Source organism: bacterium (assembly GCA_024742285.1).
Taxonomy (GTDB): Bacteria; Myxococcota_A; UBA9160; order UBA9160; family UBA4427; genus UBA4427.
In genome coordinates this window covers 207,546-219,943 of sequence record JANSYR010000011.1, presented here as the reverse complement: position 1 = coordinate 219,943, position 12,398 = coordinate 207,546, and the positions used below count along the sequence as shown (strand labels likewise).

Sequence of the window (12,398 nt, the reverse complement as noted above, 5' to 3'; positions counted from 1 at the left end):
AAGCCCGGTCGCTTCCCGCGCGTCGTCCGCCCGAGCGACGCGATATGCTCGCAGCTCACCTACCCGACGAATCCACGAAGGCGAAGCATGTCCGACACACCTCGGCTCGACGAGAAGCAGATCCAACGGTTGGCCGAGGATTCCGGATTGGCCATCGACGCTTCGGACGCCGAGCAGTACGCGGAAGCAACGAATCGCTTTCTGGGTGCGTTCGCCGCGCTCGAGACGTTCCCCGAGCCCGAAGCGCCGCCCGCCGTCGACAGGTCGTATCGCCGGCCCTCGCCCGCAGAGAATCCGCTGGGTGCGTGGACCGTCGTCAGCTCGATCCGCGAGCGCGCGACGGGCCGTCTCGCCGGCAAGACGATCGCGGTCAAGGACAACACCTGTGTCGCCGGCCTGCCCATGACGGGCGGCGCCTCGGTCATCGAGGACTTCGTTCCGGACGAGGACGCCACCGTCGTCGCCCGGGTCCTGGCGGAGGGCGCGGAGCTGAAGGGGATCGCCGCCTGCGAGTACTTTTCGGCGAGCGGCGGCAGCCATACGAGCGCCAGCGGCCGCATCCACAACCCCCATCGGCACGGGCACACCTCCGGCGGCTCCTCCGCCGGCTGCGGCGCCCTGGTCGGCGCGGGGGAAGTCGATCTCGCCCTCGGCTGCGACCAGGGCGGTTCGATCCGCGTTCCTTCGTCCTTCTGCGGCATCGTCGGCATGAAGCCGACCTGGGGCCTCGTGCCCTACACCGGAATCCTGTCGATCGACGCGCACATCGATCACGTCGGGCCCATGACGCGCACCGTCGAGGACAACGCGCTCCTGCTCGAGGTGATCGCTGGCCCGAACGGAAGCGACCCGCGTCAGACGGGCGTGGCGCCGGCTCGATATACGGAAGCCCTCGACGAAGACGTTGCGGGCCTGCGTGTCGGATGGGTCCAGGAGGGTTTCGCGGGCTGCGATCCGGATGTCGCCGATCGCCTCGGCGAAGCCTCCGAACGACTGCGCTCGAGTGGCGCGGCGGTCGAGGAAGTCTCGATCCCCGCCCACCTCGCGTTCGCTGCCCTGGTCTCTCCGTTCCTGGTCCTCGGCGGAATGTCGGCGATTCGCGGCGGTGGCTATCCGCGCCAGGAGCTGAGCGGGGTTCCCCGCGGACTTCCCGAGGCGTTCGCCTCGGTGGCGGCCCGAAGCGGCGAGCTCGCGCCCAACGTGAAGGCCCTGTGGCTTGCCTTCGCCGAGATCGAACGCAGCGGAAGAGCCGCAACGATCTACGCCAGGGCCAAGCGGCAGCGAGCGTTCGCGCGCGCGACCTACGACGAGGTCCTCTCCCGCTACGACGCCCTGCTCATGCCGACGACGACCATGGTGGCGCCCCCTCTCTGTGATGAAGGGGCCTCGGTCCTCGAGTCGATCGACGCGATCGGGCACGGGATGCAGAACACCGGACAGTTCGACGTCACCGGCCACCCGGCCATCTCGGTTCCTTGCGGAACGTCTTCCGGCCTGCCCGTCGGCGCGATGCTCGTCGGCCGGCATTTCGAGGAGAGGAGGCTCTACCGGCTCGCGCGAGTCGTCTTCGACGAGGCCGTCGGCGCGAACGCCAGGACCTGAGCACCGCCGGAACCAGAGCCCGAGCGTCTAATCCTCGGGGATCCGGACGACCATCGACTGGCTCGCGGTCGCGAGCAGGGTCCGATCCTGGCTCCACAGGTGGATCGTCGTGTACCCGAAGCCGTCCCCCACGTATTCCATCCGGTTGTCGCAGAGCACCCAATCCGTGTCGACGAGCGTGCCGTACCGGATCGTGTTGTCGAGGCTCGTGCAGTGCATGGTCCGCCCCAGGGCGTTGCCGAGCACCGAGGGTCCGTAGTCGGCGATCACCGCGAGGGCCCCCGCGTCCTGATCGATGTCTTTCATCCGGACCCAGAGCAACGAGCGGCCGCTCTCCGAGTTCGGAATGCCCTTCCCCGAGAAGCCGAACATCCCCCGCGCCAGCCGGATCTCGGTGTATCGACCGAGGGAGTCGCCTTCGTCTTCCGGGCGCTCGAGGAGATCGCAGGCTTCCGGCGGCGGCACGTCTCTCGGATGATCGACCCAGGTTCCGCCCACCGGATGCTGCGGCTTCGCGCCGAGCGCACCGATCACCGTGATGACCTCCCGCTCACCGACGTGACCGACGACCCGCCCCTGGGTCACGGATCGACCGACGGCGGGGAGCTGCACGTCGAGGTCGATCACCTCTCCGGTCTGGGTCAGCGAGAGATAGTGACCGGTCGCCCAGATCACGGGCTTGTCCGTCGCCCGCGCCATCGCGTCGATCCCGGCGGCCAGCCCCACGCCGCCGAAGAGCGAACCACGCCCGCCCGTATAGCGGGGCGCCAGGGGAAGGCGCCAGCTCTTCCCCGGCTCGCCGGAGCCCGGCTGTAGAGCGAGGTAGTCGCGCGAAGACGGCAAGATCGTTTCCTTCGAGGTGAGCGGTCGGAAGGGGCCGACGGGTTCGTTGCGTGCCCGCGGACGATCGCGCGGGGCGCCCCGGAATGCCAACCCGGATCCGCCCGTCTCCTCCTCGAACGAGACGACCCCGCCAGCCATGAAGCTGACGGGGTTGACGTCGCGTCCGGGCCGCCTGTCGCCGATGCTCGCCGAGCGGCTCCGGATGGCGCGCGTTCAGCCGGACCTAGTCGTCGTCGCTCGATCCGTCGTGCGCACAGTGACACCCGGCCCCTTCGCCGTCCGGGTCGCCGTAGTAGCAGGCGCAGTAGTAGTTCCCGACGTGACAAGAGAACCCCTGCGTCTCGAAATTGCAGTGGAGAGGCTCTGCCTTGACCATCGCGCTCAGGTCGCCGATCGTCGCGTCCAGAAGACGAAACCCCTCCCCTTCGCTCGACAGCCGATCGACGGCAAACTCGCGAATCGGGACGCCGTCCCGGATCTGCGTACCCCATCCGTCTTCGAAGCGAACCGAATCACCGGGCTCCCAGACCGTCCGTGCATCGCTCAGGAGCTCCCACGAGACCTCTCCCATGAGCGGGAGCGGACGCGGGCTATCGCACGTCTTCGGGGACTCGAATCGGTCCTTCGCGGTATCCCAGCCTGCGAGCGGAAACACCGAGCACAAGAGGGCGATCGCGGTGAAGGCCTTCAGAACGCCCCCCCGACGCGTCCTTCGTTCGTTCATGAACCGATCTCGTCCGAATCCGAGGATCTTCTCCATCGTCTGTCTCCCTTGGGTGCGGCCGATCGAAGTCACGCACGTCGTCCATCCGATCGAGGCTCGTCCAATGGAGAACAGGAAACCGCAGCGTCGATGAGCCCACTGTGAAGCACCCCTCACTTCGGGCGATTCACCCTTCGAAAGGGCGGCCGTCTCGTCTCCGAGTGTCCACTTTCCGGCGCTACCGGAATTTGTGACCATCGGACGCCAACCTGGAGAAGAGGCTCATGGACGTCGCAACGATCATGGCGCAGCTGCGCGAAAAGCTGACCGCGGAGGGCGCGCTCTTCGAGGTCGTCGAAGAAGACGTGCGCGGACATCGGATGCCCGTCTTCCGCCATCGCGCCCGTTCCCTCCGCGAGCTGCTCGAAGGGTCGGCGCGATTCGGCGATCGACCCTACGTCGTCGACGGAGACGTCCGCCTGAGCTTCGCGGACCACCTGACGCAGGTCGACGCGATGGCCACCGTGTTCCAGCGCGAACACGCCATCCGTCCCGGTGACCGGGTCGCGATCTTCGCCGCCAACCGTTGGGAGTGGGTGGTCTGCTACTGGGCCCTCGTGAGCATCGGCGCCATTCCCGCCGCGTTCAACGGCTGGTGGACGCCGGACGAGTTCGCGCACGCGACGCAGCTCGTCGAGCCCGTGCTCGTCCTGGCGGACGGGCCCCGCCTCGAGCGGGTCGCGGCGAGCGGCCTCGGCGTCCCGACCTTCGATCTCGACGAAGTCGCGCGCTGCGCCGAGGCCCACGCGGGCGAGAAGCCCGACTACCCGGAGATCGCGGAAGACGACCCGGCCGTCCTCTTCTTCACGAGCGGCACGACCGGGCGTCCGAAGGCGGTCACGGTCCCCCATCGGGCACTCGTCGGCTTCGCCCAGCTCTCCGCCTTCGCGCCGCAGATGGCGCGGGTCGGGATGGGCGCCGACGTGCCCCTCGCGGGCGACGAGCTCCCGGCCGGCGACGACGTCGTGCTGGTCACTTCGCCCCTCTTCCATACCTCGATGCTGAACGGCGTCGTCCTTCTGGCGATCCTGAACGGCACGGCCTTCGTCCTGCTGCCCGGGCGCTTCGATCCGGAGCGCGTCCTCGCGACGATCGAACGCGAACGGGCGACCACCTGGCTCGCGTTGGGGAGCGCGGGGCCCCGACTCGCCGCCTGCGACGCCGTCGGTCGCTACGACACGTCCTCGATCCGCTACGTCGGGGTCGGCGGCGCACCGGTCAGCCCCGCCGTACAGGACGGTCTCCGTCGGTCGTTCCCTTCCGCGAACGGCACGATGGGCATGGGCTACACGAGCACCGAGGGCGGCGCGGTCATCGCGAGCATCGGCGGCCCGGAATTCCAGGCGCACCCGACCTCGACGGGCCGCGTGACGGTCACGACACAGCTCGAGCTCCGCGATCCCGACGGGAAACCCGTGCCCGAAGGCGAGCACGGCGAGGTCCACGTCCGCAGCCCCTACCTGATGCTGGGCTACTGGAACGACCCGGAGGCCACGGCCGGCGCGCTCAAGGAGGGCGGATGGCTGGCCATGGGCGACGTCGCGCGCCTCGAGGACGGCCTGCTCTACATCGATTCGCGCGCGCGCGACATGATCCTCGTCAGCGCGGAGAACGTCTCACCGACCGAGGTCGAGGCCGCGCTGGAAGCGCACGAGGACGTGCTGGAGGCCGCCGTCTTCGCCGTCGACGACGCGCAGACCGGCGACGCCGTATGCGCCGTCGTCACGGTCGGTCCGGCGAGTGACGTCACGCCCGAGGCCCTGACCGACTGGTGCCGGACGAGTCTCGCGCACTACAAGGTGCCCAGGCACTGCCTGCTCACGCCCGAGCCCCTTCCGCGAACGGCGACGGGGAAGCTCCTCAAGCACGTCCTGCGCGCGCGCTTCGAATCGGGCGAGCTCCACGCCTGATCAGCGCTCACCCGAGCGAACACTCACGTCCAGGGCGCGTGTCCCGCGGCCGTCCGGCCCGCGATCCGCCCGAAGAACGTCGCATCCGCGACGGACGTTCCGCTGCAGTAGCCCCACGAGGAACGGGGGATGCCGCAGGCGGTGCGCCCGGCCGCATAGAGTCCGGGCACGTCCTGTCCGTCCTCCGTGAGCACCTCCCCCGTCGGACGGGTCTTGAGGCCGCCGAGCGTGAAGGACACGTAGGGCGCGATCCCGAAGCTGCACTCGATCGCGGCGAAGGGCGGCGTGTCGAGGGGCTTCAGCCAATCCGGATGCTTGTGGAAGACGGGGTCCTCCCCGCGCGCCGCGTTCGCGTTGTAGACCGCGACGGTGCTCTGGAGCATTCCGTCCGGGATCTCGAGGGCGCGCTCGAGATCGCCGATCGACCCCTCCGTGGCGATCAGCTCGAGACCGCTCTCCGGATAGCCGAAGATGCTCTCGTCCGCGATCAGATAGGCGCGCTGCTGGCGCTTGGCGTACTCGCCGCATCGCCCGTGGTACGAGTCCTCGTTCACGAAGCGCTGTCCCTGGCCGTTCACCAGGATCCCCTTGGTCAGACTGGCCGGCGGATACCAGAGAACGGAGAGGAAATACGAATCCATGTGGATCGCCGTGCCTCTCGCGGAGAGCCCCATCCGGATCCCCGCGCCGTCGTCGTACGGGTTCCCGATCATCGCGACGTTCTCGGTCGTGGCAATCGGGAGATGATTCTGCAGCATCTCGCGATTCATCGCGAAGCCCCCCGCACAGAGGATCACGCCGCGACGCGCACGAATGGCGCGCTCCTCACCGTCCTGGAGAACCACGACGCCGGCGACCCGCCCGTCCTCCGGCCGCAGGACCAGGTTGAGGACGCGGGTGTCGACCTGCAGCCGGACGCCCGCCTCCTGCGCCCGCTCCGACAGGATCCGGAAGAGAACGGGGCCGCCCTCCGCCTGGTTCTGGACCTTGTGCCCCCGTGCCGCGGGGCGCGCGAGGTCGCGGAAGGGCCAGGCTTTCTCGTTGCCCGACCAGAGGAGGCAGTCGTCGTTCGGCTGCTCGGGCGTCCGCTCGGGCCAGATCGAGTCCTTGAAGGGCACGCCCTGCGCGACGAGCCAGTCGAAGTGGTCGACGCTCTCGTCGCAGAAGAGTCGCACCCGCTCCTCGTCCGGCTGATCCGCGGAGGCCATCAGGAAGCGGAACATGTCCTCCGTCGAGTCCTCGAGGCCGACCGCTTTCTGCACGCGCGTCCCTCCGCCCATGTAGACGTGAGCCGTCGACATCGCGGTCGTCCCCCCTCCCCCGCCGGCCCGCTCGAGCGCGAGCACGTCTGCCCCCGCGCGCGCCGCTTCGAGCGCCGCGCACACGCCGGCACCGCCGTATCCGACGACCACGACGTCTGCCTCGTCGTGCCACGCGGCGACCTGCGTCAGGCAGCGCGGCTCCGACGCCAGTCGCTCTCTCGGGAGGGTCTCCGCGGGCGGCACATGCTGCGAGGCCGCTCGGATCCCCGCGATGCGATCGCCGAGGTCGTGTTCGCTCATGGTCTTCTCCTCCGATTCCCGAGCCCGATCACGCGCCCCGCGCTCACGAGAGCGCCCCCGCGATCGCCAGGTCCGCGATCTCGTCTTCGCTCAGCCCGAGCAGGTCACGCAGGACCGCCTCGGTGTGCTCGCCCAGCGCCGGCGCGGCGCGGCGCAGCCGCGGCGAAGTTCGCGAGTAGCGCGTCGCCGGTCCGTCCTGACGCACGCGACCCATGACAGCGTGCTCGACCGACACGAAATGGCCCCGGTGCGCGATCTGCGGATCGTCGAGCAGGTCGAGCGGGCGGAGCACGGCGTGCGCCGGCACGCCGCCGCGACGCAAGCGCTCGGCGAGCTCGAAAGGCTCGAAGCCCGACGACCATTTCGCGAGCGCGGCCTCGATCGCGGCGCGGTCCGCCCGACGGCCGTCGAGCGCGTCGTACTTCGCCCCCGCGAACGCGTCGAGGGGGGCGATCCCAAGCAGCGCATGCCACTGCTCGCTCGTCTCCACCGAGAGCGCGACATACCGTTCGACCCCCGCGCACGGAACGACGACGTTGGGGCAGGCATGGAACGCGCCGGCGCCGTCCCGCTCGGCCCTGCAACCATTCACGGTCAGATCGAGCATCAACGGCTCGAGGAAGTGGATCGCCGCCTCGGCCTGCGCGAGGTCGATCCACTGCCCCTCCCCCGTCTCGTCCCGACACATCAGCGCGGACGCGAGCGTCGCGAGCCCGTAGCGCGTGGCGATGAAGTCGGAGTAGGCGCCGTAGACCTGGGACGGCTCCCGGTCGGCCCAGCCGGTCAGGCTCTCGAACCCGGTCAACGCGGCGCCCTGCGATCCGAAACCCGCATAACGTCGCTCCGGACCGGTCTGGCCGCGCATCGACGTCGAAACCATCACCAGGTCCGACCGGGACGCGGAGACGCTCTCCCAGTCGAGACCGAAGCGGTCGACGGTCCCCGGCGTGAAGCTCTCGATGTACACGTCGGCCCAGTCGACGAGCTGCCGGGCCACCTCGGCGCCCCGGTCGGTCGTGAGATCCAGGGTCAGACCAAGCTTCGAGGTGTTGTAGTTCGCGAACATGAAGGCGCGATCGATGTGCCGCTCGCCTTCGTGGAACGGCGGCGCGGAACGGGCGGTATCGAGCTTGCTCGCGGATTCGACGCGCACGACGGTCGCGCCGTGATCCCCGAGCGCCTTGGCCATCAGCGGCCCCGTCGCCGCCCACGAGAAGTCGGCGACCTTGAGCCCTGCGAAGATCCCCGCGTCGTCCGCCCGATCCGAGCGGTCGCGATTCCTCGAGAAGCGGGGTGCCGAACGCCACGAAGGCGGCGCCCCGTCGTCCGCGCCGAGCCGAGGCGCCGCCGGCGAGACACGGATCGGGGTCCGCGAGAGGCGCGCGAAGGGCCCGGGGTGGCGATGTCCCCCGACCTCCTTCCAGTAGGCACGGGCCGTGAGCTGGGGATCGTCGACCAGATCGGCGAGCTCGAAGACGGGCGCGAGCAGGATGCGCTCGGCGACGGCGAGTGCCTGCACTTCGCGCTTCGTCCGGGTCGCCAGATAGTCGACCGCGGCGTCGAGTCCCCGCTGGAGCAGTCCAGCGTCGAGGCGCCCGCCGACATAGTCGCCGATGAACGCCGACCAGTCGCGACCGGCGAGATCGCTCGGCAGCCGGCCGTGCGCCTCCGCCTCCCGAAGCACGACGTGCAGCGTGCGTTCGCCGATCACGGGCACCGGGAGCGACATCAGCATGTGACCATCCGCGCAAGGCAGGCGAAGCGGCAGCTTGACGCCGGGCAGGATCTCGGGCCGTTCGAGCGTGCGCGCCTCCCCGGTCCCGGGCGGGTCCTCCCCCGCGTAGAGCGGGTAGCCATTGGCGTTCAGCGTCGTCCACAGCATCGCGGCCTGCGCCGACACGTCGAGGTGTTGACCGCGCCCGCTTCGACGCCGTTCGTAGAGAGCGCAGCAGACGTCGGCCGCGGCCTGCGCCGAGGCGTGGAAGCTCGCCTGCGGATAGCCGATCGGAACCGGGGGACGGTCTCCCGGCCCCTGCAAGCCGAGCAGACCACTCGCCGCCTCGATCGTGAGATCGCTGGCCGGCGCGTCGGCCAGCGGTCCCGTCTGCCCGAACGGGGTGATCGAGGCGTGGACGAGCGAGGGAAACTCGGAGGCGACGGCGGCGGGGTCGAGGCCCACGTCCGCCAACCGACCGGGCGGAAACGACTCGAGGAACACGTCCGCCTCGGCCAGGAGCGGACGAAGCCCTGCGGCGCCTTCCGGCGTCAGGACGTCGAGCACGACGCTGCGCTTCCCCCGCCCCAGCGCCGCCCAGAAGAGCGAGGCCTCTCGATCCCCCTCATGACCGCGGACGAAGGGGCCGCGCCTCCGCGACTCGGCGCCGCCGGGCGGCTCGACCTTCACGACCTCCGCGCCGAGATCGGCGAGCACGCGCCCGGCGAGCTCGCCCGAGGCCGTCGTCGCGTCGACCACGCGCACGCCATCGAGCGGGGCGCTTACCGATCGTCGAGACGCCGTCACGATTCGTCTCCGCCTTTGGCCGGCGTGGCGAGGTCGAGATCAAAGTCCGTAGGCATAGCCCCCGTTCACTCCGTAGACCTGCCCGGTGATCCAGCGCGCCGCGTCGCTCGCGAGGAAGGTCACCATGCCCGCGACGTCGCTCGCGTCGCCGTAGAAACCGAGCGGATAGTGCCGCGCCATCCGGCGCAGCTCGTCTTCGCCCGGGGGTTCGGGCGCTCGCCAGATCGTGCTCAACGAGACGCAGTTGACCGTCACCCCGTGTGGACCCACCTCGCTCGCGAGCGATCGCATGAACGCCGCGGTGCCGCCCTTGGCCGCGGCATAGACGGCCATGTTGCGGTCGCCCGTACGCGCCGAGTCGGAGACGATCGAGATCACACGACCGTGGCGCTGCTCGATCATCCCGCCAATGAAGGCGCGCGTGACGGACAGGACGGCATCCAGGTTCAGCCTCAGCAGCGGCGCCCAATCGTCGGGCGACTGCTCGGCGAAGGGCCGGATCGCGCCCCCGGGATCGGAGAAGAAGCCCGGCGGCATGCCCGCATTGTTGACCAGGATGTCCAGCGGCCGACCGAACCCGCGAATCGCTTCCCGGGCCATTTCCGCAACCGCATCGGGATCCGTCAGGTCCGCCTGGAGCGCGATGCCGCGGGTCCCTGACCGCTCGACCTCGGCGACGACGTGCTCGGCGCGCTCCGCGGAGAGGTCGACGACGGCCACGGCGCCGGCGCCGTGGCGCGCGAGCGAGACCGCGAGGGCCTCACCGACCTGGCCGGCGCCCGTCACCAACGCGACCCGTCCTTTCAGGTCGGCCAGATCCCCGGCGGCCGGCGTGTTCGCTTCGCTCATCCGTCCTCCCCGGGCCGCTCGAAGCCTCCCGTCTCGAGGATCGTGCGGAGGGCCTCGAAGTCGCCGCGCACGATCAGGTAGTTCGCGATGCCCGACGTCCAGCGCGGCAAGCGCTCGAGGACCCGTTCCCGGGGCCCGACGAGCGCGATCGCGTCGACCATCTCCTGGCTGATCGCCCCGGTCGCCTCGTCGACCCGCCCTTCCCCGAAGAGCCGTCGCGCCGTATGGGCCTCGGCCTCGAATCCCGCGCGCGCGAAGAGATCGAACTGGAAGTTCCGATCGCCGTGCCCCATCACCGTGATCTGGTAGAGGATCGACTGTCGAATCGATCGCGACGCGCGATCCAGGTCGTCGTCGACGACGACCGTCACCGCGGCGGGCAGGAAGAAGTCCTCCCGCGAGCGACGCGCCCCCGGGCGCGCGAAGCCCTCGTCGAGCATCGCGACGTAGTCCGCCTCACGGTCAGGCATGTAGGCCGCCGGCATCCATCCGTCCGCGATCTCGGCTGCGAGCGCCATGTTCCTCGGCCCGATCGCACCGAGCACGATCGGCAGGTCCTTGCGGTAGGGACGGACGGGCGACTTGAGCGCCTTGCGACTCCCGACCCCGTTCGGGACCGGCAGCGGATAGAACTCGCCGTCCGCGTTCTCGGGTCGCTCGCCCGCGAGCACGGCACGCATGATCGAGACGTACTCGCGGGTACGCGCGAGCGGCTTGTCGAAACGCTGACCGAACCAGCCCTCCGCGACGTTGATCCCCGTCACGCCCAGACCGACGACGACCCGCCCCTGCGTCAGGTGGTCCAGCGTGATCGCCATCTGGGCGAAGTTGACGGGCGTCCGCGACTGGATCGGCGCGACGGCCGTCCCCAGCTTCATCCGCTCGGTGTGCGCACCGATCCAGGACAGGAACGTATAGGCCTCGGCGAAGTAGGACTCCGGTGCCCAGACCGAGTCACAGCCCCACGACTCGGCCTCACGGAGACGCTCGACGACCTCGAGCGGCGGCAGGTCGCAGCCACCGACCCGCGCGTCCTTTCCCCAATGTCCGATCTGGTAACCGACCCGCATCGCACCCCTTGCTAGCGCCTCTCGACGCATCCCGCCGGCCCCGGCCCGGGTCCGTCGCGCGCGGCTCCGTCGGGTTCCCGACGCGAGGACTAGCCCGACACGCCGCAGCGTGTACGCTCGCATGCGGGCGGCGCGGGTCCGCCACCGACCGAGACCGGGAAACGAATGCGCTACGACGCCAGCGAAGATCAGCAGCTCCTGCGAGACACGACCCGGCGTTTCCTCGACGACCACCGAACGCTCGAGGACCTGCGTGCGCGGCTTCAGGACCCGCACGGCTGGGACCCCGCCGTGTGGCAGCAGGGCGCGGGGCTCGGCTGGGTCTCGCTCTTCGTTCCCGAGGCAGCCGGCGGGATGGCCGAGGCGGCCGAGGGCGCCGTCGACGCGGCAATCCTCGCGGAGGAGCTCGGTCGCGTCGTCTACGCGGGCCCCTTCCTTCCGACCAACGTCGTCGCCTTCGCCCTCTCGCAGTCCGGAACGGACGCGCAGCAGGCGGAGGTCCTCGCTCCGCTCGTCGCTGGCAGACGGGTCGCGACGTGGTGCTTCGCAGGAACGGGGACCGCCGACGGCACGCTTCCCGGCAGCGTAACCGCACGTTCGCACGGCGGACGGATCCAGCTCGACGGCGCGAGCGGATATGTCCAGGACGCCCACGTCGCGGATCACCTGCTCGTGACCGCGACGACGAGCGGCGGACTGTCGCAGTTCCTGCTTCCGCGACGGACGACCGGCGTGACGGTCGAGCCGTGCGACGCGCTCGATCTGGGCCGGCGACTCGCGACGGTTCGTTTCGAGGGCGTGTCGCTCGAGTCCGCGCACGTCGTCGGCGAGCTCGACGGCGCCGCGGTGCTGGTCGAGCGCCAGCTCCAGCTCGCCGTGCTCCTTCAATGCGCGGAGACCGTAGGCGTGATCGACCGCGCCCTCGAGAGCACCATCGAGTACGCGAAGGAGCGCGTGGCGTTCGGTCGCCCGATCGGTTCCTATCAGGCGCTCAAGCATCGACTCGCGGACCACGTGACCACCCTCGAAGGGGCCAAGGCGCTCACCGATCACGCCGCGCGGAGCGTCGAGGACCCGTCCCCCGACGCCGCGCTCTCGGTCAGCCTCGCCAAGAGTCACGTGGGACGCTCCGCGAGCGAGATCGCGCGGGACTGCATCCAGATCCACGGCGGCATCGGCGTCACCTGGGAGCATGATCTCCACCTCTACGCGCGGCGCGCGATCTCGAACGAAGCGCTCTGGGGAACGCCGGCCGCCCACCACGAGCGCCTCTGCCGG

General features: G+C 70.1%; 8 protein-coding genes and 1 pseudogene. 3 read left to right on the top strand and 6 right to left on the bottom strand.

The genetic code is table 11. The features are described 5' to 3' along the window. The first annotated feature begins 87 nt into the window (after positions 1-87). On the top strand, positions 88-1,602 hold the full coding sequence (locus tag NXI30_19790; protein ID MCR9096473.1) for an amidase: 1,515 nt from the start codon (positions 88-90) through the stop codon (positions 1,600-1,602). 27 nt (positions 1,603-1,629) lie between these two features. On the opposite strand, the gene NXI30_19785 is transcribed toward NXI30_19790, so the two are convergent. Continuing rightward, on the bottom strand, positions 1,630-2,445 hold the full coding sequence (locus tag NXI30_19785; protein MCR9096472.1) for a thioesterase family protein: 816 nt from the start codon (positions 2,443-2,445) through the stop codon (positions 1,630-1,632). A 223-nt stretch (positions 2,446-2,668) separates the two neighbouring features. Next, positions 2,669-3,205: a hypothetical protein gene (locus NXI30_19780; GenBank protein ID MCR9096471.1), complete on the bottom strand. Its 537-nt coding sequence runs from the start codon at positions 3,203-3,205 to the stop codon at positions 2,669-2,671. A gap of 227 nt (positions 3,206-3,432) precedes the next feature. Between NXI30_19780 and NXI30_19775 the strand changes: the two genes are divergently transcribed. Continuing rightward, complete coding sequence (locus tag NXI30_19775) at positions 3,433-5,118, top strand: acyl--CoA ligase (protein MCR9096470.1); 1,686 nt, start codon at positions 3,433-3,435, stop codon at positions 5,116-5,118. 23 nt (positions 5,119-5,141) lie between these two features. Here the strand turns inward: NXI30_19775 and NXI30_19770 are convergent, their stop codons facing one another. From NXI30_19770 to NXI30_19755, 4 genes are read right to left on the bottom strand one after another with little or no spacing between them, the layout of a single operon-like run. Continuing rightward, positions 5,142-6,680, bottom strand: coding sequence for an FAD-dependent oxidoreductase (locus NXI30_19770; protein ID MCR9096469.1), 1,539 nt, complete (start codon positions 6,678-6,680; stop codon positions 5,142-5,144). 43 nt (positions 6,681-6,723) lie between these two features. After that, a complete protein-coding gene (locus tag NXI30_19765) occupies positions 6,724-9,201 on the bottom strand; it encodes a CoA transferase (protein MCR9096468.1) in 2,478 nt (825 codons plus the stop codon). 39 nt (positions 9,202-9,240) lie between these two features. Then, positions 9,241-10,050, bottom strand: a complete 810-nt coding sequence (locus tag NXI30_19760) for an SDR family oxidoreductase (protein MCR9096467.1) — start codon at positions 10,048-10,050, stop codon at positions 9,241-9,243. Beyond that, positions 10,047-11,120, bottom strand: coding sequence for an LLM class flavin-dependent oxidoreductase (locus NXI30_19755; protein MCR9096466.1), 1,074 nt, complete (start codon positions 11,118-11,120; stop codon positions 10,047-10,049). The genes NXI30_19760 and NXI30_19755 overlap by 4 nt, the downstream gene beginning before the upstream one ends. Positions 11,121-11,285: 165 nt before the next feature. Here NXI30_19755 and NXI30_19750 point away from each other — a divergent pair. Then, positions 11,286-12,362 (top strand): annotated as a pseudogene (locus NXI30_19750) (acyl-CoA dehydrogenase family protein). The last annotated feature ends 36 nt before the right edge of the window (positions 12,363-12,398 follow it).